Source organism: Kitasatospora sp. NPDC056076 (assembly GCF_042266305.1).
Lineage (GTDB): Bacteria > Actinomycetota > Actinomycetes > Streptomycetales > Streptomycetaceae > Kitasatospora.
Genome location: NZ_JBHJWG010000064.1, coordinates 12,652 through 34,829 on the forward strand (window position 1 = coordinate 12,652; position 22,178 = coordinate 34,829).

General features: G+C 73.0%; 22 protein-coding genes and 1 pseudogene. 12 read left to right on the forward strand and 11 right to left on the reverse strand.

Annotated features, from left to right (window positions below; all coding sequences use genetic code 11):
- Positions 1-5 precede the first annotated feature (5 nt).
- Entirely contained in the window at positions 6-416 is a 411-nt protein-coding gene (locus tag ACFC1T_RS34855) for a hypothetical protein (protein WP_375895772.1), read from the reverse strand.
- A gap of 122 nt (positions 417-538) precedes the next feature.
- A complete protein-coding gene (locus tag ACFC1T_RS34860; protein WP_375895775.1) occupies positions 539-910 on the reverse strand; it encodes a peptidoglycan-binding protein in 372 nt (123 codons plus the stop codon).
- A gap of 544 nt (positions 911-1,454) precedes the next feature.
- Between ACFC1T_RS34860 and ACFC1T_RS34865 the strand changes: the two genes are divergently transcribed.
- Entirely contained in the window at positions 1,455-2,342 is an 888-nt protein-coding gene (locus ACFC1T_RS34865; RefSeq protein ID WP_375895778.1) for a PIG-L family deacetylase, read from the forward strand.
- Between the two features lie 45 nt (positions 2,343-2,387).
- Here the strand turns inward: ACFC1T_RS34865 and ACFC1T_RS34870 are convergent, their stop codons facing one another.
- Both ACFC1T_RS34870 and ACFC1T_RS34875 read right to left on the reverse strand, forming a co-directional pair.
- The gene (locus ACFC1T_RS34870; protein WP_375895780.1) at positions 2,388-3,686 is read right to left on the reverse strand and encodes a cation:proton antiporter; all 1,299 of its coding nucleotides are present in this window, start codon (positions 3,684-3,686) and stop codon (positions 2,388-2,390) included.
- Positions 3,687-3,896: 210 nt separating this feature from the next.
- Complete coding sequence (locus tag ACFC1T_RS34875; RefSeq protein ID WP_375895782.1) at positions 3,897-4,604, reverse strand: G1 family glutamic endopeptidase; 708 nt, start codon at positions 4,602-4,604, stop codon at positions 3,897-3,899.
- Positions 4,605-4,798: 194 nt separating this feature from the next.
- On the opposite strand from ACFC1T_RS34875, the gene ACFC1T_RS34880 reads away from it, so the two are divergent.
- The gene (locus ACFC1T_RS34880; RefSeq protein WP_375895785.1) at positions 4,799-5,752 is read left to right on the forward strand and encodes a LuxR C-terminal-related transcriptional regulator; all 954 of its coding nucleotides are present in this window, start codon (positions 4,799-4,801) and stop codon (positions 5,750-5,752) included.
- Positions 5,753-5,759: 7 nt separating this feature from the next.
- On the opposite strand, the gene ACFC1T_RS34885 is transcribed toward ACFC1T_RS34880, so the two are convergent.
- The gene (locus ACFC1T_RS34885; protein WP_375895788.1) at positions 5,760-6,428 is read right to left on the reverse strand and encodes a TetR/AcrR family transcriptional regulator; all 669 of its coding nucleotides are present in this window, start codon (positions 6,426-6,428) and stop codon (positions 5,760-5,762) included.
- Positions 6,429-6,589: 161 nt separating this feature from the next.
- On the opposite strand from ACFC1T_RS34885, the gene ACFC1T_RS34890 reads away from it, so the two are divergent.
- The 4 genes from ACFC1T_RS34890 to ACFC1T_RS34905 all read left to right on the forward strand — a co-directional run bounded on the left by ACFC1T_RS34890 (position 6,590) and on the right by ACFC1T_RS34905 (position 10,619).
- Positions 6,590-7,213 (forward strand): SRPBCC family protein, encoded by a 624-nt coding sequence (locus tag ACFC1T_RS34890; protein ID WP_375895791.1) that lies wholly within the window; start codon positions 6,590-6,592, stop codon positions 7,211-7,213.
- Positions 7,214-7,365: 152 nt separating this feature from the next.
- On the forward strand, positions 7,366-8,808 hold the full coding sequence (locus ACFC1T_RS34895; protein WP_375895793.1) for a uracil-xanthine permease family protein: 1,443 nt from the start codon (positions 7,366-7,368) through the stop codon (positions 8,806-8,808).
- A gap of 123 nt (positions 8,809-8,931) precedes the next feature.
- Entirely contained in the window at positions 8,932-9,675 is a 744-nt protein-coding gene (locus ACFC1T_RS34900) for a heparin lyase I family protein (protein WP_375895796.1), read from the forward strand.
- Between the two features lie 167 nt (positions 9,676-9,842).
- Positions 9,843-10,619: an SAM-dependent methyltransferase gene (locus ACFC1T_RS34905; RefSeq protein ID WP_375895799.1), complete on the forward strand. Its 777-nt coding sequence runs from the start codon at positions 9,843-9,845 to the stop codon at positions 10,617-10,619.
- 111 nt (positions 10,620-10,730) lie between these two features.
- Here ACFC1T_RS34905 and ACFC1T_RS34910 read toward each other — a convergent pair whose 3' ends face one another.
- From ACFC1T_RS34910 to ACFC1T_RS34935, 6 genes and pseudogenes are all read right to left on the reverse strand, one after another.
- A complete protein-coding gene (locus ACFC1T_RS34910; RefSeq protein WP_375895802.1) occupies positions 10,731-11,933 on the reverse strand; it encodes an MFS transporter in 1,203 nt (400 codons plus the stop codon).
- Between the two features lie 155 nt (positions 11,934-12,088).
- Complete coding sequence (locus ACFC1T_RS34915; protein WP_375895804.1) at positions 12,089-13,309, reverse strand: RNA-guided endonuclease InsQ/TnpB family protein; 1,221 nt, start codon at positions 13,307-13,309, stop codon at positions 12,089-12,091.
- Positions 13,306-13,539: pseudogene (locus tag ACFC1T_RS34920) on the reverse strand (IS607 family transposase); the annotation flags it as partial. The pseudogene ACFC1T_RS34920 and the gene ACFC1T_RS34915, both read right to left, overlap by 4 nt.
- Before the next feature lie 72 nt (positions 13,540-13,611).
- The gene (locus ACFC1T_RS34925) at positions 13,612-13,824 is read right to left on the reverse strand and encodes a DUF397 domain-containing protein (RefSeq protein WP_375895807.1); all 213 of its coding nucleotides are present in this window, start codon (positions 13,822-13,824) and stop codon (positions 13,612-13,614) included.
- A 10-nt stretch (positions 13,825-13,834) separates the two neighbouring features.
- The gene (locus ACFC1T_RS34930; protein ID WP_375895809.1) at positions 13,835-14,047 is read right to left on the reverse strand and encodes a DUF397 domain-containing protein; all 213 of its coding nucleotides are present in this window, start codon (positions 14,045-14,047) and stop codon (positions 13,835-13,837) included.
- Positions 14,044-14,874, reverse strand: coding sequence for a helix-turn-helix domain-containing protein (locus ACFC1T_RS34935; RefSeq protein WP_375895812.1), 831 nt, complete (start codon positions 14,872-14,874; stop codon positions 14,044-14,046). Before ACFC1T_RS34935 ends, ACFC1T_RS34930 begins: the two co-directional genes overlap by 4 nt.
- Before the next feature lie 395 nt (positions 14,875-15,269).
- Here ACFC1T_RS34935 and ACFC1T_RS34940 point away from each other — a divergent pair, with 395 nt between their 5' ends.
- From ACFC1T_RS34940 to ACFC1T_RS34965, 6 genes are all read left to right on the forward strand, one after another.
- A complete protein-coding gene (locus tag ACFC1T_RS34940) occupies positions 15,270-15,776 on the forward strand; it encodes an NUDIX domain-containing protein (protein ID WP_375895815.1) in 507 nt (168 codons plus the stop codon).
- An 89-nt stretch (positions 15,777-15,865) separates the two neighbouring features.
- Positions 15,866-16,723: a LamG-like jellyroll fold domain-containing protein gene (locus ACFC1T_RS34945; protein WP_375895816.1), complete on the forward strand. Its 858-nt coding sequence runs from the start codon at positions 15,866-15,868 to the stop codon at positions 16,721-16,723.
- A gap of 230 nt (positions 16,724-16,953) precedes the next feature.
- A complete protein-coding gene (gene dacB / locus ACFC1T_RS34950; protein WP_375895819.1) occupies positions 16,954-18,576 on the forward strand; it encodes a D-alanyl-D-alanine carboxypeptidase/D-alanyl-D-alanine-endopeptidase in 1,623 nt (540 codons plus the stop codon).
- 144 nt (positions 18,577-18,720) lie between these two features.
- The gene (locus ACFC1T_RS34955; RefSeq protein WP_375895821.1) at positions 18,721-19,683 is read left to right on the forward strand and encodes a quinone oxidoreductase; all 963 of its coding nucleotides are present in this window, start codon (positions 18,721-18,723) and stop codon (positions 19,681-19,683) included.
- Positions 19,684-19,715: 32 nt separating this feature from the next.
- A complete protein-coding gene (locus tag ACFC1T_RS34960) occupies positions 19,716-20,315 on the forward strand; it encodes a TetR/AcrR family transcriptional regulator (protein ID WP_375895826.1) in 600 nt (199 codons plus the stop codon).
- A gap of 344 nt (positions 20,316-20,659) precedes the next feature.
- Entirely contained in the window at positions 20,660-22,048 is a 1,389-nt protein-coding gene (locus ACFC1T_RS34965) for an MFS transporter (protein ID WP_375895823.1), read from the forward strand.
- The last annotated feature ends 130 nt before the right edge of the window (positions 22,049-22,178 follow it).

Consider the following 22,178-nt stretch of genomic DNA (forward strand, 5'->3'; position numbering starts at 1 on the left):
GGGCGTCAGCGGTAGATGCGGGCCGCCCGCCCGGGGGCGGCCAGGACGTCGGCGGCGAACAGGCCGAGGTCGAAGTGCTCGGCCTCGACGAACGGGGTCGGGTCGTCGGCCAGGCCGTACCACTCCGGCGGCACCGGGTAGCGCAACTCGACGGCCCGGCCGACGGTCAGCACGCACTGCGGCTCGGCGATCCGGTGCCGGACGGTGGTGGCGGCGTCGAGGAGCAGGTCCCGCTCCCCCACCCGGATCCGCAGCCCGTCCCCGGCCCGGTAGAACACCACCTGGGTGCCGCCGAGCCGGCCGTAGTGGCCGTGCGTCGGCTGCCCGGGGTCGGCGGTGCGGTCGGGACCGAGCCGTCCGGTCGCCGGGTCGAAGTCGGCGACCCGGCCGTAGGCGTCGAAGTCGGCGATCAGCACGGTGGACCATCTCCTTGACGGGGCCGGTGCTCGGACGGCGCCCGGGGGCGGGGCTCCGGATGCCCCGCCCCCGGGTTTGCCACGAGCTGTTCCTACCAGCTGTTCCTACCAGCTGTTCCTACCTAGATGGCCGTGCAGTTGGGGTAGGCGTCCTTGGAGCTCCACCAGTCCAGCTGGCCCCAGGTCTGCGGGCCGACCTGGCCGTCGACCTGGAGGTTCGGCATACAGTTCTGGAAGATGCGGACGCGGCGCAGGGTGTCGTCGCCGAAGACCCCGTCGACGGTGGTCTTGCCGAAGACGTCGGGGTTGAGCGAGTAGTTGAGCTCGCACTGGAGCTCCCTGACGGCGTCGCCGGTGGCGCCGTACTTGAGCAGCGGCTCGGCGGTGCTCCAGTCGCCGCAGCGGGTGCCTGCGGCCTCGGCGGTGCCGGCGGTGGCGACGGTGCCGGCGAGGAGCAGACCGGTGGCGGCCAGCCCGATGATGATCTTGCGCATGGGTTCCCTCCCGTTGGCGTGCGCCCGTTCTCGCGGCGCAGCGTGTGCCTCGACCCTAGCCAGGACCGATGCCCCAACGGGGTATCCAATTGACCGCTGGATCTGTGGGCCATTCGGGCCGGACGGGCGGTCAGGACGGGTGTCAGGGCCGGTAGCCGGCGAGGGTGTGGCGCGGGTGCCGATCCTCGGGGTCGCTGCCGGGTGCACGGCGCCATGCTGGTGCGCGCGGCGCCGGGCCCACCCGAGTACGGGTACTCGGGTGGGCCCGGGCGGATACCCGTTCGGGCAGTGCGGGCTACCCGGACGGGAGTCGGCGGCGGCCCCAGGGGGCCGCCTCGGGGGACGGCCTCAGCGGGCGGGGGTGCCCTCGGGTGAGGACGCGTCAACTGTTGTGAATGGCTTGTCCGAAGAACATTCATATCAGTTCGCGGCGAACGGCGCGGGACGGCGTCGGCCACGGCGTCGGGCGAGGGCGGGCGGCGGGGTGTCGGAGCGGCCGGGCAGACTGGGGGGTGGATCACCCATACGAACCGAGGACGAGACCATGGCCGACCGGCCCCTGACGTTGATGGCAGTGCACGCCCACCCCGACGACGAGGCCACCGGCACCGGCGGCGTCCTCGCCCGCTACGCCGCCGAGGGCGTCCGCACCGTCCTGGTCACCTGCACCGACGGCGCCTGCGGCGACGGCCCCGGCGGCGTCAAGCCCGGCGAGGACGGGCACGACCCGGCCGCGGTCGCGGCGCTGCGCCGCAAGGAACTGGAGGCCAGCTGCCGGGTGCTGGGCGTCGAGCACCTCGAACTGCTGGAGTACGGCGACTCCGGGATGATGGGCTGGCCCGCCAACGACGCCCCCGGCTCGTTCTGGGGCACCCCCGTCGCCGAGGGCGCGGCCCGGCTGGCCGAACTGCTGCACCGCTACCGGCCGGACGTCGTCGTCACCTACGACGAGAACGGCTTCTACGGCCACCCCGACCACATCCAGGCCCACCGGATCACCATGGCCGCCCTGGAGCTGGTCCCGGACGTGACGTCCAAGGTGTACTGGACCACCGCGCCGCACTCGTCGATGAAGCGCTTCTTCGCGGCGATGCAGGAGTTCGGCACCGACTGGGACGAGCAGGCCGGCGAGGCCGCGGACGCCGGGGAGGCCGGGGAGGCCGCCGCCGGGGCCGGGCGGGCCCCCGAGCCCGAGCTGCCCCCGATCGGGCTGCCCGACGAGGAGGTCACCACCTGGGTGGACACCCACGCCTTCGGCGGCCAGAAGTACGACGCGCTGGCCGCGCACGCCAGCCAGGGCGAGAACATCTTCTTCCTGCGGATGGGCAAGGAGCGCTTCACCGAGCTGATGGGCACGGAGACCTTCGTCCGGGTCCGCGACACCACCGGCGCCGCCCTGCCGGAGCAGGACCTCTTCGCCGGCCTGCGCTGACGCGGGCCCGGTCGCCCCGGCCGGAGGGCGACCGGGCGCCCCGGGTCAGCCGCCCGGGGCGCCCGGGGCCGCTCGGGCCTCCAGGAGCGGGCGCGGTGCCGGTGCGCCGGCCCGGCCGGCGAGGCGGTGCACGAGGGGGTTGACCGGCAGGGTGGCCGCGAGGGCGGTCAGCAGCAGGACCGTGAACAGCCGCTCCCCGATGATGCCCAGGTCCCGCCCCAGCGTCAGGATGAGGACCTCGCCCAGGCCCTTGGTGTTCAGCAGCACCCCCAGGGTGGCGGCCTCGCGGCGGGGCACGCCGGTGAGGCGGGCGCCGAGGACGGCCCCGGCGAACTTGCCGCCCCAGGCCACGGCCAGCAGCAGCGCGGCGGCGAGCAGGCCGGCGGCGTCGATGCCGTGCAGGTCCACGGACAGCCCGGTGAGGGCGAAGAAGACCGGGACGAGCAGGGCGCCGGCGTTGCGCAGCGGCAGTTGGACGGCCCGGCGCAGCTCCTCCCCCGCGTCCCGGGGCATGGCCAGGCCGAGGGCGAAGGCGCCGATCACCGCGTGCAGGCCGAGCCGGGAGGCGGTCCAGGCGCAGAGCAGGGCGGCGCCGGCGACGGCGAGCAGGACCAGCAGCGGCCGGTCGGTGACGGCGCGCCGGGCGGGGCCGAGCAGCAGGCGGCGCAGCAGCGGGCGGACCAGCAGGACCAGGGCGGCCGCGCAGCCGGCGATCCGGGCGAGGGCGGCCGGCAGGCCGCCGTGGTCGGGGCCGTGGGCGGCGGCGGCCACGGCGGCGACGGCGCACCACAGGAGGATCTCGGTGAGGGCGCCGCAGGCGGTGGCGAGCACGCCGGTGCCGTCGGCCTGGAGGCGGTTCTCCTCGACGATGCGGGCCAGGACGGACAGGGCGCTGGCGGACAGCGCGATGCCGAGGAAGACGGTGAACAGGGCCGGGGTGGCGGCCGGTCCGGCCAGGGCGGGGTGGCGGGCGAGCAGGGCGGCCGCGAGGACGGCGGCGAGGGCGAAGGGCAGGGCGAGGGAGGCGGTGGTGACGGCCAGCACGGTGCGGGCCCGGCCGGCCAGTCGGCGCAGGTCGAGCTCCCAGCCGGCGGCGAACATGAAGAGCACGATGCCGAGTTGGGCGAGGACGGCGAGGTGGGCGCGGGCGGCGGGCGGGAAGAGCCGTTCGGTGGGGTCGCCGGGCAGCAGGCCGAGCACGCCGTGGCCGAGGACGACCCCGACGGCGATCTCGCCGACCACGGCGGGCTGGCGCAGCCGGGTGCGCAGCGGGGTCAGGGCGACGCCGGTGAGCAGGACCACGGCGACGTCGGCCAGGACGGTCGTGGCGGAGGTGCTGTCCATCGTGGCGTTCCCCTGGTCGCACGTACACGGTCGTGCACGGTTCACCGCATTGTGTGCGGCGGGCGTGGGGGCGGGTGGGGTGCGGCGCGGGCGGGTCGGGGTGCGGCGCGGCGCCGTACGCCCCGGAACGCGTGCGCCCGCCCCGGCCCGTGTGGGGTGCGGGCCGGGGCGGGCGGTGCGGTTACGGGCGGTGGCGGTGGCGCGGGGGCGTCAGGCGGGGACGATGGCGAAGGCGCCGTTGCTGAGCGGGGTCTCGGTGTACTGGCCGCTGTTGATGGCCTGCGGCGAGTAGCTGTCGAAGACCTGGCCGTTGACGGTGACGCCGGAGAAGTCCAGGCGGTCGAAGGACGGGTAGCTCTGGCTCGGGGACTCTATGACGGCCTCGGCGCTGACGTTCTGTCCGTCGAGCTGCTGGTCGGTGGTCTCGGTCCAGCCCTTGGTGGTGTCGGTGATCCGCAGCGTGTAGGTGGAGCCGCCGCTGTTGACCACGGAGGCGGTGAAGCTGTCGCCGGCGTCCACCGGGTCGTTGAAGTACTGCGGCGGGGCCGGGTACATCTCGTACCAGGCGGAGTAGGCCGGGGAGCCGCTGGAGCAGTCGACCTGGACGCCGGTCTGCTCGACGGTCTGGGAGCCGTAGCCGTCGATGCCGACCCAGGGGGCGAACAGGTCGTTGGAGGTGTTGCACTGGACGGTGGGCATCGTCCAGGAGCCGGAGACGCTCTGGAAGCCGTTGCCCTGGGCGACGTAGCCGCCCCAGACGCCGCCGTCGTAGCGGGCGCCGTGGCCGTAGTGGTGGGCGCCGTAGGCGTGGGCGGCGGTGTGGGTGGGGGCGGCGCTGGCGGCGGGGGCGGCGACCGCCGCGGCCGGCAGGGCCAGGGCGGCGGCGAGCACGAGGCGGCCGGTGCGGGAAAGGGCCATGGAGGGCTCCTCGACTGGGCGTTGTGGGGGTGGCGCCCAGCTTGGTGGCGTCCCGGCCGGGCCGGGAAGGGAGCCGTGGGGGCCGGAACCCGACATGGCGGGAACATGTCGAACGGTCAATCCCTTGATTTCGGCCACCGGGTGGCGCACAGTCGCTCTGTTCCACTGGCTGTCATGAACGCGAGGAGAGGGTCGTGCCGGGGACGGGCATGCTCGCCGGACTCGGGCTCGGCGCGCTGGAGGAGCAGCTCTACCTGCGGCTGCTGGGCCTGCCGGCGGCCGAACCGCAGTGGCTGGCCGCGCAGTTGAACCTGCGGGCCTCGATCGTGGTGGCGGCGCTGGCCGTACTGGCCGAACTGGGCCTGGTGGAGGCCTGCGCGGCGGGCGCGTGGACGGCGGTGCCGCCCGACGTGGCACTGGAGGAGCTGCTGCTGCGGCGCGAGGTGGAACTGCGGCGGACCCGGGGCCGGATCGACGGGCTGATGCGCACCTACCGGCAGGGCCGCCCGGACGGCGAGGCCGCCGGACCGGTGGAGGTGATCAGCGGGCGCCGCTCGATCGCCGAGCTGTGGCGCACCCTGCAACTGGGGGTGCGCGAGCGGCTGCGGGTGCTGGACCGCCCGCCGTACGTGCGGCGCTCCGACCCGCGCACCGAACTGGCCCTGCTGGGGCGCGGGGTGACGACCCGGGTGGTGTACCACAGCCGGGTGCTGCGCGACCCGGAGCGCCTGGCGGAGATCCGCACCTTCACGGCGGCCGGGGAGCAGGCCCGGGTGCACACCGAGGTGCCGTTGAAGCTGGCCCTGCTGGACGACCGCTGGGCGCTGCTGCCGGTCAGCGCGGGCACCGAGCTGGAGAGCGTGCTGCTGATCCGGCCCTCGACCCTGCTGGACGCGCTGGCCGGGCTGTTCGAGCTGTACTGGGCGCACGCGATGCGGCTGCCGGAGCCGTCCGAGGAGCCGCCCGAGGACCGGCACCGGCAGCTGCTGGCCCTGCTGGCGGCCGGGCTCACCGACGAGTCGATCGCCCGGCAGCTGGGGGTGTCGACGCGGACGGTGCAGCGCTGGGTGCGGGAGCTGATGGACCGCTTCGGGGCCCGGACCCGGTTCCAGGCGGGCATCCAGGCGGCCCGGGCAGAGCTGCTGTGACGCCCCCTCAGGCGCGCGGGGTGGCGAGCAGGTCGTCGAGTTCGGCGGCGTAGAGCAGGGCCGGGTCGAAGCCCATCCCGGCGAAGTGGCCGGCCAGCTCCAGGGACAGCACGCCGTGCAGGCGGGTCCACAGGCTCAGGAAGCGGTGCAGCGCCTCGGGCGGGGCGGGGTGGCCGGAGGCCCAGTCGCGGTGGTCGGCGAGGTGGTCGGCGAGCGCGGCGGGGGGCGACCCCCGCCCGGCGGGGGCGGCGGCGCAGGCGTCCAGCAGGACCGTCATGATCTCGCCGGAGATCGCGGTGGTGTCCTCGGGGGCGTGGTAGCCGGGCACGGGGGTGCCGTAGATCAGGAAGTAGCGCTGGGGGTCCGCGAGGGCCCACAGCCGCAGGGCGTGGGCCAGCGCGCGCAGGTCGGCGCCGCCCTCGGCGCCCACCCGCAGGGTGTCGGCGAGGCTGCGGTAGGCGTCGCGGACGAGTGCGGTGATCAGCTCGTCGCGGCCGGCGAAGTAGCGGTAGAGCGCGGGCCCGCTCAGGCCCATCCGCCTGGCGATGGCGTTGAGGGAGAGCGCGGAGGCCCCGGCCGTGGCGATCTGCTCCCGGGCGTGCCGCTTGACCTCCTCGCGCACCTGGGCGCGGTAGCGCTCCCTGGGGGTCGCGGCGTCCGCCTCCGCCTCCGCCATGCTCCGCCGCCTTCCGTGCCGCGTGGGCTACATCCTCACGTTTTGGTTAGAGGCTATCACTGGGCCTGTTGACCCCGGCCGGACTCAGGAGTTACAACTTCTAGCGAACGACAGAACATCTAACGGATCCACCAGACCTCCGTCGACCCAAGGGGACCGCCATGTCCGGCATCCGCACCGCCCTGTCCGCCGCCCTGTCCGCCGCCGCCCTCGCCGCCGCCGTGCTCGGCACCGCCGCCGTGCCGGCCCAGGCCGCCACCGCCGCTTCCCCCACCGCCCCGCTCACCTGCCGGGGACAGGGCGTCGACCCCGCAGCCCGGATCCACTACCGCACCGAGGCCGTGATCCACGCGCCGCTGTCCACCGTCTGGCGGCTGCAGACCGACGTCGCCCGCTGGCCGTCCTGGCAGCACGCCGTGTCGGGCGCCGAGCGCCTGGACCGCGGTCCGCTGCGGGCCGGCTCGGCGTTCCACTGGACCACCCCGCTGCCGCCCAACCCCGCCACCACCGCCCCCGCCCTGGACATCACCTCCACCGTCCGGCAGCTGCGCCCCGGCGCCTGCATCCGCTGGACCGGCCCCGCCGTCGCCGAGGGCCTGCACATCGACGGCGTGCACGTATGGACCTTCACCCCGGTGCGCGGCGGCGTCCTGGTGCGCACCGAGGAGACCCACACCGGCCCGCAGGTCGACGCGGACGTCCCGGCCGCCACCGCGATCCTGCGCCAGGGCCTGGACGCCTGGCTGGGCGACCTGGCGAACGCCGCCGTCGACGCCCGGGGCTGACGCCCCGTCGCACTCCCCCGGCCCCGGCCCCACTCCCGCCGCCCGCGTGCGAGTGCGCAGGTCAGGCGCGGGGCCGGTGGCGCGATCCGGGGCCGGGACGCACCAGAATGGTGCGGACACCCCCCGGAAGCTGACAGAAAGTGAACCCCCACATGGATCTCGGCGTGCGCTGGAAGCTGCACGGTGACGGGCGGACGCCCGCACCGGGAGCGGTCGTCCGCCCCGACGAACGGCTCTCCTGGCCCCGTACGGCAGGGCTCGGCGCCCAGCACGTGGTCGCCATGTTCGGGGCGAGCTTCGTCGCCCCGGTGCTGATGGGGCTCGACCCCAACCTGGCGATCATGATGTCCGGCGTCTCGACCGTGATCTTCCTGCTGGCCACCCGCGGCCGGGTGCCCAGCTACCTCGGCTGCTCGCTGTCCTTCGTCGGGGTCGCCGCGGTGATCCGGGCGCAGGGCGGCACCAGCGCGACGGTGACCGGCGCGGTGCTCGTGGTGGGCGTGGTGCTGTTCCTGGTGGGCCTGGCGGTGCAGTACTTCGGGGCGCGGATCATCCACGCGACGATGCCGCCGATCGTCACCGGCGCCGTCGTCATGCTGATCGGCTTCAACCTCGCCCCGGTCACCGCCTCCACGTACTGGCCGCAGGACCAGTGGACGGCGCTGCTGGTGATGCTGTTCACCGGGCTCGCGGTGGTGTGCCTGCGCGGCTTCTGGTCGCGGGTGGCGATCTTCCTCGGGCTGGTCTTCGGGTACGGGATCTCCTGGGTCTTCGACCGGGTCTTCGGCAGGATCCACTCGGTCGGCCCGGGCGGGCAGCTGACCGACCACTGGCGCCTGGACCTCTCCGGCGTCGGCAAGGCGGACTGGATCGGCCTGCCCGCCTTCCACGGCCCCTCCTTCCAGTGGTCCGCCGTCCTGGTCGCGCTGCCCGTGGTGATCGCGCTGGTCGCCGAGAACGCCGGGCACGTCAAGGCGGTCGGCGAGATGACGGGCGAGAACCTGGACGACAAGCTGGGCACCGCGATCTCCGCGGACGGCATCGGCTCGGTGCTCTCCACCGCGCTCGGCGGCCCGCCCAACACCACCTACTCCGAGAACATCGGCGTCATGGCCGCCACCCGGGTCTACTCCACCGCCGCCTACTGGGCCGCGGCCGGCTTCGCCCTGCTGTTCGGCGTCTGCCCGAAGTTCGGCGCCGTCGTGGCGGCCATTCCGGGCGGGGTGCTCGGCGGCATCACCGTCATCCTGTACGGCATGATCGGGCTGCTCGGCGCCCAGATCTGGATCAAGTCCGGGGTCGACCTGCGCAACCCGCTGAACCTGGTGCCGGCCGCGGCGGGCATCATCATCGGCATCGGCAACGTGACCCTCAAGTTCAGCGACACGTTCAGCCTCAGCGGCATCGCGCTGGGCACCCTGGTCGTCATCACCGGCTACCACGCGCTGCGGGCCCTGGCCCCCGCGCACCTCAAGACCCAGGAGCCGCTGCTGGACGAGGGCACCTCCTCGTACGACGCGCCGCCGCCCGGAAGCTCCCGGGGCGAGGGGGGCTCCGGGGGCTCCGGGGGCGAGGGGCAGCGGCCCACGCCGTAGGCAGAATTGACCCGGACATGACCTAAAAGTACTTCCGCCGGTCGTTCCGCCTGGTCGGCCGGGCCGTCGGGTGGTCGAATCGCAGCCAGCGATTTCGACCACCCGATTTCCGTTGGGAGCGTCATGTCCCCCCTGTCCCGTCACCGCCGGCTCGCCGTCGGGGCCCTGGCCCTGGCCACCTGCGCGGTCTCCTGCGGCTCGGCCGCCGCCGACAGCCCCGCCGCCGCCCCGGCGGCGGCGGGCAAGGTCCTGTGGACCCCGAGCACCAAGACCGGCCCCTCCTCCTTCCCCGGCGTGCAGTGCGCCGCCCCGAGCACCTTCGGCGTCGTCAAGGACCCCGCCAAGGGCGACGTGTGGCGGGCCTTCCAGGCCGCGAACCAGGAGCGCTGCGAGACGGTCGGCCCGGACCTCAGGAGCGGCGACACCTTCTACCTGGGCTGGTCCTCCACGGTGGACATCAAGGACGACCAGAGCCGGTACGTGTTCCAGCTCAAGTGCTCGCCCAGCGAGGGCACCGCCAACCACCCGATCGAGATCGACATCACCAACAGCCGGGTGCGGCTCCAGGAGTGGGACACCGAGCACGTGGCGCACCCGCTGTGGACGGCGCCGGTGAACAACGGCGAGTGGCACGCGTACGCGCTCAAGATCCACCTGGGCCGCACCGACGGGACGATCGACTTCTGGTTCGACGGCAAGAAGCAGACGTTCAGCACCGGCGCGGGCACCTTCAAGGGCACCACCTGGGACGGCGACCGCAACTACCTCAAATGGGGCTCCTACCACCAGAACCCGGGCGCCGCGACGAACACCTTCACCAGCCCGGTGATGGCCACCACGCTGGCCCTGGCCACCGCCGGCTCGTAGGCACGCCCACGGCCCCGGACCTGGCCCCGGCTCCGGTCCCGGACCCGGACCGCAACGGATGCGGGCGATCGCCGCAGCCGTCCCGTCGGCCCGCCCGCCGCCCGCGCGGGCGGGCCCGTTCCCGGTAGCGTCGCGACGACCGTGGGGGACGAAAGGGGCAGGCGGACATGGCGCAGGAACAGGGTGACGTACGGGTGGTGCGGACCGAGGACGAACTGCTGGAGCTGCTCGACGGGCTGTTCGCGCAGGCCCGGCGGGAACGGGCGCCGCGACACGCCGACCGGAGCCGGCCGGTGCCGGCCCTCAGCGGGAAGCCGGACGAGAGCCTGGCGGACCTGCTGGACCGCGGGGTGATCGGGGCGTCCCCGGGTGGACGCGGACTCGACCTCGGCTGCGGCAACGGCCGCAACACCCTCCACCTGCGGATGCACGGTTTCGCCATGGACGGGCTGGACCGCGACCAGCGGGCCCTGGACCAGGCGCGCAGCCGCCAGGAGCAGTTCGAGTACCACCTCGGCTTCGACCTGGGAGTGCGCTTCCAGCACGGGGACGCCTTCGGGCCGGTGGCGGCCGCCCTGACCGGTCCGTACGACCTGGTCTACGACTCGGGCCTCTTCCAGCACCTGCCGCCGCACCGCCGGCCCGGCTACCTCGCGCTGCTGGCGCGGCTGACGGCGCCCGGCGGACACCTGGGACTGGTCTGCTGCGCGCCGGACGGCGACGGGGCGGGGACGCGGACCCCGGACGCGCAGCTGTACCGGGACGGCGCCCCGCACGGCGCCCCGGCCTACACCGCCGACGAACTGCGCCGGATCTTCGTCGAGGGGCCGCTGGGCCTCCAGGAGGTGGAGCTGCGGCGGATGCGCGACGAATCGGCGCCGGACGCGAGCCGGTTCGGCCGGCCCGGCCTGTGGGCGGCACTGTTCCGGCGGCCCGAGCGATGAAGCGCCCGGCCCGCCCGACCCCGGCGCCGGCGGCGAACCGCCCGCCGACGGCCCGGCACGGTCCCTGACGGAGCCGAGCCGAGCGCGGGCGCCCCGCCGCCGCGGGGGACGTCAGCGGATCCGGGCCACCCGGGCCGCCGCCACGGCCACCAGCAGGCCCAGGCCGACGCAGGCCGCGCAGACCAGGAACATCGTCCGGTACCCGGTCGCCTCGGCGACCAGCCCGAGCGAGCCGCTGCCCGCGGCGAGGCCCACGGTGAAGCAGGCCCCGAAGGTCGACAGCGCCGTGGCGCGCCCGCGTTCGTCGACCGAGCGCACCACGAACAGCCCCAGCACCGGGTAGATCTGCCACATGCCGATCCCGGTGAGCACCCCGCCGACCACGCCCAGGACGAGGCCGTTCGACAGCCCGATGAGCGCGACCCCCAGGGCCTCGACGAGGAACAGGGCGGCAAGCGCCACCGGCCGCGTGGCCTCCCAGCGGATCCAGGTGCTCGCCACCCGCAGCAGCACCACGGTCAGCGAGTAGGCGGTGACCACGGCCGCTCCCCCGGCGACCCCGAGGGCGTCGAACTTGGCGACCGCGAAGCCGGAGACGGCCGCGAAGCCGAACGCGGTGAACACCAGCGCCACACTGGACAGCACCGTACCCAGCAGCGCCCGGCCCCGCTCGATGCCGCCCGCCCCCTCCTTCGCCTTCGGCGGGACCCGCACCTCCGGCACGGCCAGGGCTATGGGGATGACGAGCAGGGCCAGCAGCCCGGCGATCACGAACGTGGTCGTCGTGCCCACCAGGTGCTCCACCAGCGTGCCCAGCGGGGCGCCCAGGCCGATCGCCACGTAGATGACGGTGCCGGCCAGCCCCAGCGCCCAGCTCTGCCGGTCCTTGGCGACCAGTTGGACGGGCCAGACCCCGGTCGCGGCCAGCATCACGCCCATGCCGATGCCCACCAGCATGCGCAGGCCCACGAGTTGGGCGATCGACCCGGCGAGCGGGTAGGCGACGGTGGCGAGCGTGGTCACGATCGCGCCGCCGACGGTCAGGACCCGGGCACCGAGGCGGTTCATCAGTACGCCCGACACCGGGCGCGCCAGCAGGGCCGTCAGCGCGTAACCGCCGACGACGGCGCCGACCTCGGCGGGCCCGCCGTGGAGTCGTCCGGTGACGTGGCCGGGCAGGATCGGGATGGTCAGGGCGAACGGCATGTAGCCGATGCCGCTGGCCAGCGAGATCAGCAGGGCATGCCGGACGGATCTCTTGTCGGTGGTCTCGGTCGCAGGCTGCTGCGACAGGTGATCGGTCTGCACGCGCACGGATTCACTCCCGTTGATTGATCCTCAGCGATTCTCACACTGAGTCTCTTCCTGCTTCACCGACCTCCGCCAACTCCGGAGAGTAAGGTCTTACGCGGTCTCCACGAGGCGTTTTTCCTCTCCGGACAACTCCCCGGCGAGGGTTCTCAAGTCAGTCAGAAGTTCGGGTCGGCGAGCATCGCTGCGAGGAGGTTGCCTGCCGCGTTGTCGTCCCGGTCGTGGTGGACACCACACCCGGGACAGACCCATACGCGGTCCGAGAGGACCAGGCCCTGATTGATCCACTTGCAGTCTCCGCAGGTCTTGGAGGAGGGGAACCAGCGGTCGGCTTTCCAGATGCGGGAGCCGTACCAGTCGGCCTTGTACTCCAACTGCCGGACGAACTCCCCGAACCCGGCGTCACTGATGGCGCGGGACAGCCTGCGGTTCTTGACCATGCCCTTGACGTGCAGGGTCTCCACGGCGATGGCCGACTTGGTTCTCGTCAGCTCGGTAGTGGTCTTGTGCAGAAAGTCTTTACGCCGGTCGGCGACCCGCAGGTGGATTCGGCTCACGCGTCGGCGTGCCTTACCTCGGTTCTTCGATCCCTCCTTGGACTTGGACAGCTTCCGGTTCGCTTTCCTGAGAGCACGCAGAGCCGCCTTGAGTGGCTTGGGGGCGTCGATCTCCCTGCGGGTGCCATCGCTGTCGCGGATGACCGCGAAGGTCTTCAATCCGAGGTCGATGCCACACGCGGGAGCGTCGTGGCTGACCTGGCGGCGCTTGTTGACGCCATCACGGTCCACCTCGATCTGAAAGGAGACCCACCACCGTCCGGCCTGTTCGCGGACGGTCGCGCCGAGTACGCGCGCCTCGCCGGTAGCCATTCGGCTGGTGAGCCAGGACATGTCCTCACAGGTGGTCACGTCCCCGATGGCGGGCAGCCGCACGGTATTCGAGTCCAGGGGTTTGGCACGGTCGGCGTCGTAGCGGAACCGCGAACCGTCCTTGCGCTTGCGCCAGCCCGGGAAGCCCACCTTCGCGCCCTTGCGCTTGCCTTGTTTGGACTTGAGGTAGTTGGAGAATCCGGCCGCCCGGACCCGGCACGCTTCTTTCGGGATGCGGGAGGACAGCTTGCCCTCGGCGAACCACGGGTAGCGCTCCGCGTGGGCGGCACGCCACTCCTTCTCAAGCGCGGGGGCGGACCACGGGACCTTGGTGAGGTCGTCGCCGGTGATGCCGTAGGACTCCTCCGCCTTGCGTTGCGCCCATTTCTTGCGGACGGTCTCCAGACAGAAGTTCTCCACCACTCGGGACAGCCCGCAGTGCCGCCCCATCGACACGGCCTGGTCCGAATCGGGCGCGAGCTCGAACCTGACTCCCTGCTTGTGGGTCACTCGGTACTCTCCGCAGCCGCAGTCAACCCCCTCTCCGCTCGGTCGCGGGCGACACGGCGACCGTACAGGCGCGCGCAGAACGAGGTGAGGACGTCCGTCATGTCCCACACCTGATAGTCGTCCACCTCATCGTCGTCCACAACACGCACGGTATGGCCCTGCGCTGACAGCGCGGGTTCGATGTGCCCCACCCCGAAACAGGCCGGCCGGTAGCGGTGCTCCACCACGATCACGGGTTGACGAACGCCCTCACCGGTTGGTGACGGCCCGGACCGCAGGGGGTGCGGTCCGGGCCTACCGTTTCAGACGCTCCCGAACTCCCCGCTGCGGACGGCGGCAACGAAGGACTTCCACGCCTCGGACGGGAAGACCAGGGCCGGGCCCTGAGGGTCCTTCGAGTCGCGGACGGGAGCCAGGCCGGGGAAGTTCGGAGCCACCTCGACGCAAGATCCGCCGTTGTTGCTGTAGGAGGACTTGAACCACTGGGCGCCGGACAGGTCCATGCGGTCGGCCATGATGCTCCTCTCAGATGTCGCCGAACTCGCCACTGCTCACGGCAGTGACGAACGACTGCCAGGCCTCGGAGGGGAAGACGAGAGCCGGGCCCTGGGGGTCCTTGGAGTCGCGGACGGGAGCCAGGCCGGGGAAGTTGGGGGCCACCTCGACGCAGGTTCCGCCGTTGTTGCTGTAACTGCTCTTGAACCATGCGGCGTCGGACAGGTCTACGGGGCGAATCATGACGTTCCTCTCACGCCTTGCTTGCGGATCTTCTCCAGCGACGCGGCCTTCGACAGCGCTTCCACCTGGAGCTGGTGGTAGTCACGCTCCCAGGCCAGGGCCGTCTCGGCATCTCGCGCAAGGAAGCCGCGCAGCTGGCATTCCGAGTATGCCAGGACCGTTCGATCAGCCAGAGTCAATAGCGTGACAACCATCGTGAACGGCAGCTCCTCCGCGAGTGAGAACGGCGCCACCTGGATGGTGATGTTCGGGCGGCTCGCAAGGTCTTCGAGGTGCGCCAACTGCCGTGCCATGACCTTGGGCCCGCCCACCGTGCGCAGCAGGGCTCCCTCGTCCAGGACGAAGTGCAGGCGCGGTGCCGATCGCTGGTTGAGCAGCTTCTGACGTGTGGCCAGGAAGTCGAGCCGGTCCGCGGCCTGTTCCTCGGTGATGCTGCCGCGCCGCACGGCTGCGGACGCGAAGGCTCCGGCGTACTCCATCGTCTGGGCCAGCCCGGGCACGATGCCCAGTTCGAAGTGGGAGATGCCTTGGGCCTTCGCCTCTTGCTGCGCGTACTCGGGGAAGCCTTCCAGCAGGGATGACCCGCTGAGAGTCCAGTACGTCAGTTCCAATGTTCCACCGGTATCGATCGCCTTGTCGGCGAGTCGAACCCAGTCAAGTGTGGGATTGCGGGTCCCTCTTTCGAGGTTGGAGATCTGACTGTCGCTCAGGCCGGTGAGGTCGCCGAGTTCGATCTGCGTCAGGCCTGCCGCCTTGCGCAGCTTGCGCAGTTGGGCCCCGAACGCCTTGAGGGGTGATGCCGATGGATCCAGCTGCGTCTCACGCATCGTCAGTCCTCTACCGCTACACGAATCCCACCCTGGGAAACTGTCAAGTGGGAAGGCCTTCCGATCGTAGAGGACGGAACGCCATCATGGCTACACCCGGTAACTCGCCGGACGCGCAGTGCAACCTCCGGAGACCCCCATGCCTTCTCCCCCCTTCCAACTCCACGAAGTGGTGCAGGACTTCAGCAACCCGACAGATCCCCGCGAGGGGGTCTTCGTGGAGGTGCTGTTCGGCAAGGCTGTTCTCCGTCCCCTCGGGGCAACCGGGCCCGAATGGCGGGTCAGCCCGATCGCCCTCCGTTCCCTCACCCCCCGGGAGACCGCGCCGGGGACCTGCGGGAAGCCGCGTCGTCGGCCGCTGTAACACCATCGAACTCCCCACACATGGAGCAGAGTTGAGCAGGATCCTCCTCAAGCACCGTCCGCCCGCGCGGCGTTCGGGCCACCATGTCTTCGTCCTCACTGAGGACCCCGACGGGTCGGGCGAGCCCCTCGTCCTCCTCGCCGATCCCGTCCACCAGGACGGCTTCACGCTGCCCGGCGGCAGCGCCGAGCAGGACGAGCTCCCCCACCTCGCCGCCCGCCGGCACCTCGACACCCAGACCGGGCTCGTCCTGGGCCTGCGCACCGTCCTGACGATCGACTACGTGCCCGCCGCCGAGTTCCCCGAGGGCCTCGACTTCGTCTACGCGGGCGGCTTGGTCACGCCCCAGCAGGCCCAGGCCGTCCGCCGCCACGAGCCGCCGGGCGACATCCGCGGTCTCCACTGGGTCCCGCAGTCCAGGCTGCGCGAGGTCATGGCCGACGACCAGTACCGCCGCGTCGACGACGCCTGGGACGCCTGGGACCACGGCGCCTGCCTCCCCCTCCTCATCCGGGGCGTCCCGGTCCCGGTGGGCTGACCGGCGCGGCCGTTAAGCCATTGACATCGGTTCGTATGCTCCACGAAGCTTCTGCTCCACCTCAAACGATCTTCGAATGTGGAGCCGATATGAACCTCCGTCGATCCAGACTGCTGGCGGCCGTGGCCGTGACCGGAGTACTCCTGGCCGCCCCGGCCGCCACCGCGTCCGCCGACACCACCCAGCCGCAGCCGGTCGACCGCTGGAAGTTCGCCCAGGCGTCCGGCACCCCGCTGGGCTCGCCGGACGAGGGCTCCGCCCACGCCGCCGCCGTCCTCGGGGCGGGCGCCTCGGTCGACCCGGGCGAGGCCCTGCTCCCGGCTGCCGGCTTCCTGCGGCTCGACGGCACGGCCGCCGGCTACGCCGAGGCCCCCGCCGCTCCCCTGCACGCGGACCGGAGCTTCACCGTGACCGCCTGGGCCAATGTCACCGACCCGACCCGGGACATGACGGTTTTCTCCCAGGGCACCGGCACCACCAGCGCCGTCGCCCTGCGCTGGCACTACCTGGGCGTCAACCCGTACGGCGGCGGCCCCCTGGGCGAGTGGCAGGCGACGGTCGCCGACTCCGACAGCCCCACCGCGGCCCGCACCACCGTCGCCCACACCTCGAACATCTCCGTGCTGGAGAACTGGGCCCACCTCGCGCTGGTCTACGACGCCGACGCCTCCCGGCTCACCCTGTACGTCGACGGGCAGCGCGAGAACCAGACCTGCGAGCCCGACTCCAGCTTCTGCACCCCGCACATCTCCTCGGCCGCGAGCGTGCGCCCCTTCGACGCGGGCCCGGGCCTGGAGTTCGGCCGCGAGCGCGCCGACGGTGCCTGGGGCGGGTACTTCGCCGGTTCGCTGGACGACGTCTGGGTGCACCAGGGCGTCCTGAGCGAGGCCCGGATCGGCCAGCTCGCCGACTACAACGTCGAGTTGGATACCCCCACCGGCCCCTGACCCGGCCGCGCCGAGCCGTCACGCAGCCGCAGGGCCCGGACCGCGACGGACGCGGTCCGGGCCCGCCGTCCCGGTCCCCGCCCACCCGGCTTCGACCGATCGGATGGTTTTCACACCCCGCGCCGTCAGCGCGCCGCCGAGGATCCCGGCGCCCGGAGTCCGCGTACCTACCATGTGCGCCTTGAGCGCCCCGTGAGACGGGGCTTCCGACTCGAGGAACGGCTGGGCAGATGAGAGCAAGGATCCGCGGCCGGCTTCGGCCCTGGGCCGTCGTCGGCGTCGCACTCGCGGTCGTGGCCGGTACGGCCGCCGCCGCGCCCGCAGGGAACCCGCAGGACGACCTCGGTCCCGACATCACGGCGATCATGAACAAGCCCGCCTACCAGCACGCCCAGTGGGGGCTGCTGGAGATCGACCCCCAGGACGGGCGGGTGATCCACTCCCGCTACCCCGACCAGTTCTTCATGCCGGGCTCGACCGTCAAGCTGATCACCATCTCCGGCGCCTGGCACGCCCTGGGCCCCGACCACCGCTTCACCACGCCGGTGCACGCCGTCGGCCGCCTCGACGGGTCGACCCTCACCGGGAACCTGGCGCTCGTCGCCCAGGGCGACCTCACCATGGGCGGGCGCACCAAGGCGGACGGGTCGGTCGACTTCACCCCCATCGACCACACCTACGCCGACGACGTCCCGGGCGCCACCCTCACCCCGGAGGACCCGCTCGCCGGCCTGGACCAGATCGCCCGTCAGGTCCGCGACTCGGGCATCACCGCGGTCGACGGCGACGTCGTCATCGACCCGCGGCTGTTCACACCCCCCGCGATCAGCCCCCAGCCGACGCCCCTCATCATCAACGACAACGTCATCGACCTGCTGACCACGCCCTCCTCCCCCGGGCAGCCCGCGCAGCTGAGCTGGCGCCCGCAGGTCGCGCCCTACCGGGTCACCTCCACCGTCCGCACCGTCGACGCGGGCGGCACCACCGACATCCAGGTCGGCGCCTCCCCCGACGGCACGGCCATCACCCTCTCCGGCACCATCGCCGCCGACGCCCCGCCCACCTTGAAGATCTCCCAGGTCCAGGACCCCAACGCGTTCGGGCGCACCGCCCTGATCGAGGCGCTGGCCCGCGCCGGGGTCACCGTCACCGCCCCGCCCACCGGGCCCAACCCGCAGGCCGCGCTGCCCGCCTCGTACAGCGGCGACCCCCAGGTGGCCGCCTTCGTCTCCCCGCCGTACCGCGAGTACGCCAAGCTGATCCTGAACGTCAGCCACAACCTCGGCGCCAACCTGGCCCTGTGCAACATGGCCGTCGGCCGCGGCAGCAGCAACTGCTACGACGGCTTCCCGGTGATCCACGACTTCCTCACCGACACCGCGAAGGTGGACCCGACCCAGTTCCAGATGGCCGACGGGCGCGGCGACGTCCCCGTCGACCGGGTCACGCCCACCGGGCTCAACCAGCTGCTCGCGTACTGGCTGCGCACCCCCGACGCGGACGCCTTCCGCACCTCGCTGCCGATCCTCGGCGTCTCCGGCACCGGCGCGCTCTACTGCAACACCGACGCCTGCCCGGCCAGGGGCAAGGTCTTCGCCAAGCCCGGCACCATCATCGGCTTCGACTGGCTCAACCAGCAGTTCGCCATCAACGCCCAGACCTACGCGGGCTACCTCCAGGCCGACGACGGCCACCTCTACACCTTCTTCGTCGGCGTCAACGGCGCGGCCGCCCCGAACATCCAGGGCTTCTTCGACGTCAACGACGACGTCGACCAGATCGCCGTCCTCCTCCAGCAGGAGGCCTGCAAGCAGGACCGCGCCCGCGGCCCACACCAGCCGCCCGTCTCCTGAACTCCCCTGCCCCGCCCGGCCGGTGCACCGGCCGGGCGGGAGCACGTGGTGCCCCGCTCGTTCTGGACTTGTGGGTCCATTTTCGGGTGCCTAGCGTGCTGGACGTTCCCTCCCGAACGAACCCGCACAGGAAGGTGTCACCCCATGCACGCGATCCGCATCCAGGAGCACGGCGGCCCCGAGGTCATGCGCTGGACCGAGCTGCCCGACCCGGTGCCCGGCCCCGGCGAGGCGCTGGTGCGCCTGGGCGGGGCCGGGGTCAACTACCTGGACGTCGGGGCCCGTTCGCAGGGCACCGGGGGCTGGGCGGCCCCCGTCGTACTGGGGGCCGAGGGCATGGGGTACGTCAGCGCGCTCGGGGCGGGGGTGACGGACCTGGCGGTCGGCGACCGGGTGGCCTGGTTCTACCACCCGGGCAGCTACGCCGAGTTGCTCGCGATCCCGGCCACCGCCCTGGTGAAGGTGCCCGAGGGCGTCGACGACGCGACGGCGGCCGGCCTGCTGATGCAGGGTCTGACCGCCAACCACCTGAGCACCGAGACCTACCCGGTCGGCCCGGGCGACACCGCCGTGGTGCACGCCGCGGCCGGCGGGGTGGGCCTGCTGCTCACCCAGCTGGTCAAGGCCCGCGGCGGCCGGGTGATCGGGCTGGTGTCCCGCGCGGAGAAGGCCGCCGCGGCCGAGGAGGCCGGCGCCGACCACGTGCTGGTCCACTCCGGCGCCGGATTCCAGGAGCGGGTACGGGAGTTGACCGGCGGCCGCGGGGCCGACGTCGTCTACGACGGCGGCGGCGCCGACACCTTCGCCTCGTCCCAGCTGGCCCTGCGCCCGCACGGCGTGCACGCCTACTACGGGCCCTTCATGGGCGTGCCCACCCTGCGGCCCACCGACCTGCCCGACAGCATCCTGCTGACCTACCCGGTGGTGCACCACCACGTCCCCACCCGCGAGGCCCTGGTGCGGCGCAGCGCCGAGGTGTTCGACCTGGTGCGGGCGGGGCGGCTGACCCAGCGGATCACCGGCCGCTACCCGCTGGCCGAGGCGGCCCGGGCGCACGCGGACCTGGAGTCCCGGCGGACGACCGGCAAGCTGGTGCTGGTGCCCTGACCGGGAAGGGCGTGGACTCCGGGAGGTACGAGGTGGCGCTGACCCGCAAGGGCGTGGCGACCAGGGCGCGCATCGTCGAGGGCGCGGCCGGGCTGATCCGCGAGGAGGGGGTGTTCGCGCTGCGGCTGGAGGACGTGATGGCCCGCACGGCGACGAGCAAGAGCCAGTTGTTCCACTACTTCCCGGACGGGAAGGACGGGTTGCTGCTGGCCGTGGCCCGCCACGAGGCGGCGCGGGTGCTGGAGGACCAGCAGCCGGAGCTGGGATCGCTGGACGACTGGGCGGCGTGGCGGCGCTGGCGGGACAAGGTGGTGGCCCGCTACCGCGCCCAGGGGGTGAACTGCCCGCTGCACACGGCGCTGTCGCAGCTGGGCTCGACCACGCAGGCGGCGCGGGCGGTGGCGGCCCGGCTGCTGGAGCAGTGGCAGGAGCAGCTCGCGGCGGGGATCCGCCGGCTCCAGGAGGGCGGCGCGGTCACGGCGGAGCTGGACGCCGGCCGGGAGGCGGCGGCGCTGCTGGCCGGGATCCAGGGCGGGGTGCTGATCCTGCTGACCACGGGGTCCGTCGTCCATCTGGAGGCGGCGCTGGACGTGGGCCTGGAGCGGCTGCGCGGGGCCCGTCCGGGGGCCTGAAAGTGGCAGGTCCCACACCGCTGGGCGCCGAAAGTGACGAGGGTCACCCGTGGCGGTCCGCCGGGCGGGCGGAGGGCGGCAGGGCCCGTGAGGACTGGGCGGGGCGTAAACCGGCACGGGCGAAGGGCCTGTCCGCTTCGGGACCTTGGGCACGAATCCGGCCGACCTTCGCCCCGGTGGTTCACCCTCCGTACCCGGGCAACCGTGGACGGTCGCCCGGTGTGACCGTGACCGGGCGGGGACGTCGTCCACGGTGGACGGCGTCGTTCCCCGCCGTCTACCCGGCGCACGGCGACGCGTGCAGAGCACGTGGCCGCCGTACGTCCCGGAGGACCCGCAGACCCATGTCCCAAACGATCGACAACGCCCCGTATACCGCCTTCCACCGCAGGCTGGCCCTGGCCTGTTCCGGTGGGCCGCTGCTCGACGGCTACATCCTGAGCATCGTCGGTGTCGCCCTGATCGGGATGCGCCCCGAGCTGGGACTGTCCACCGCCGAGGTCAGCCTGATCGGCGCCGCCGCCCTGGTGGGCATGTTCGTCGGCGGCGCCGTGTTCGGCGTGCTGACCGACAAGATCGGCCGGGAGGTGATGTACACCGCCGACCTGCTGGTGATGGTCGCCTGCTCGGTGCTCTCGTTCTGGGTCGACTCGGTGTGGGCGATCACCGTGCTGCGCTTCGTGCTCGGCATGGCGGTGGCCGCCGACTACCCGATCGCCACCTCCCTGCTGGCCGAGTGGCTGCCCGCCAAGCACCGCGGGCGGCTGCTCGGCCAGCAGATCGTCGCCTGGTACGCCGGCTCGGTGCTCGCCTACGTGGTGGGCTACCTGTTCCTGGAGCTGGCCGGGCCGGGCAGCTGGCGGTGGATGCTGGCCAGCTCCACCGTGCTGTGCGTGGTCTTCCTGGTGATCCGCCGCGGCTCGCCGGAGTCGCCGCGCTGGCTGGCCGCCAACGGGCGGGTCGGCGAGGCGGTGCGCGTGGTCGAGAAGCACCTGGGGGTGCGGGTCGACGGCCGCGAGCTGATGCCCGACCCGGCCAGGCGCGCCCGCGCCGCCGGCGGGCTGCGGCTGCTGATGACCCCGCCCTACCGGCGCCGCACCCTGTTCTGCGGCCTGTTCTTCCTGTGCCAGGTCGGCCCGCTGTTCGCGATGCTCACCTTCGGCCCGCAGATCCTCTCCTCCTTCGGCATGCCCGGCGGCACCGTGACGGAGACCCTGGGCACCGGGCTGATCAGCCTGGTCTTCCTGCTGGGCTGCTACCCGGCGCTGCGCCTGATCGACACCAAGGGGCGGCGCCCCGTCATCGTCTGGTCCTTCGCGCTGATGACCGTGCCGCTGGCGCTGCTGGGGGTGTGGCCCACCGCCCCGGCGGCCGTGGCGCTGACCGCGCTGTGCGCGTACGCCTTCCTGTGCGGGGGGCCGAACGTGCTGGACTGGACCTACCCCAACGAGCTGTTCCCGACCGAGATCCGGGCCACCGCCGTGGGCATGGCCACCTCGGTCAGCCGGATCGGCGCCGCGGTGGGCACCTACCTGCTGCCGCTGTCGCTGACCGGCCTGGGCACCGGCCCGACCATGCTGATCGCCGCCGGGGTGACGGCGCTGGGCCTGCTGGTGTGCGTGCTGTGGGCGGAGGAGACCCGCGGCACCGCGCTGGGCGCCTCCCCGGCCGCGCCGCGTACGGACCGGACGCCGGGCGTCCCGGCGCAGCGGGTGGCGCAGACGGTGCGCTGACGGCTCGCCGACCGGCAGGCGGGGGCCCCCCGGGGGGGGTGCCCGGGGGGGGCCCCCCGGCGCCGCACCAAAGGACCGCCCCCCGGGGGGCGCCCCCCGGGCGGGGGGGGGGCGCCGGCCCCCCCCCCCC

Excerpts from the sequence above, each read along its gene's own strand:
- ACFC1T_RS34860 (WP_375895775.1), bottom strand. The coding sequence starts at position 910 with ATGCGCAAGATCATCATCGGGCTGGCCGCCACCGGTCTGCTCCTCGCC.
- ACFC1T_RS34865 (WP_375895778.1), top strand. The coding sequence starts at position 1,455 with ATGGCCGACCGGCCCCTGACGTTGATGGCAGTGCACGCCCACCCCGAC.
- ACFC1T_RS34870 (WP_375895780.1), bottom strand. The coding sequence starts at position 3,686 with ATGGACAGCACCTCCGCCACGACCGTCCTGGCCGACGTCGCCGTGGTC.
- ACFC1T_RS34875 (WP_375895782.1), bottom strand. The coding sequence starts at position 4,604 with ATGGCCCTTTCCCGCACCGGCCGCCTCGTGCTCGCCGCCGCCCTGGCC.
- ACFC1T_RS34885 (WP_375895788.1), bottom strand. The coding sequence starts at position 6,428 with ATGGCGGAGGCGGAGGCGGACGCCGCGACCCCCAGGGAGCGCTACCGC.
- ACFC1T_RS34890 (WP_375895791.1), top strand. The coding sequence starts at position 6,590 with ATGTCCGGCATCCGCACCGCCCTGTCCGCCGCCCTGTCCGCCGCCGCC.
- ACFC1T_RS34895 (WP_375895793.1), top strand. The coding sequence starts at position 7,366 with ATGGATCTCGGCGTGCGCTGGAAGCTGCACGGTGACGGGCGGACGCCC.
- ACFC1T_RS34900 (WP_375895796.1), top strand. The coding sequence starts at position 8,932 with ATGTCCCCCCTGTCCCGTCACCGCCGGCTCGCCGTCGGGGCCCTGGCC.
- ACFC1T_RS34905 (WP_375895799.1), top strand. The coding sequence starts at position 9,843 with ATGGCGCAGGAACAGGGTGACGTACGGGTGGTGCGGACCGAGGACGAA.
- ACFC1T_RS34925 (WP_375895807.1), bottom strand. The coding sequence starts at position 13,824 with ATGGCCGACCGCATGGACCTGTCCGGCGCCCAGTGGTTCAAGTCCTCC.
- ACFC1T_RS34930 (WP_375895809.1), bottom strand. The coding sequence starts at position 14,047 with ATGATTCGCCCCGTAGACCTGTCCGACGCCGCATGGTTCAAGAGCAGT.
- ACFC1T_RS34935 (WP_375895812.1), bottom strand. The coding sequence starts at position 14,874 with ATGCGTGAGACGCAGCTGGATCCATCGGCATCACCCCTCAAGGCGTTC.
- ACFC1T_RS34945 (WP_375895816.1), top strand. The coding sequence starts at position 15,866 with ATGAACCTCCGTCGATCCAGACTGCTGGCGGCCGTGGCCGTGACCGGA.
- dacB (WP_375895819.1), top strand. The coding sequence starts at position 16,954 with ATGAGAGCAAGGATCCGCGGCCGGCTTCGGCCCTGGGCCGTCGTCGGC.
- ACFC1T_RS34955 (WP_375895821.1), top strand. The coding sequence starts at position 18,721 with ATGCACGCGATCCGCATCCAGGAGCACGGCGGCCCCGAGGTCATGCGC.
- ACFC1T_RS34965 (WP_375895823.1), top strand. The coding sequence starts at position 20,660 with ATGTCCCAAACGATCGACAACGCCCCGTATACCGCCTTCCACCGCAGG.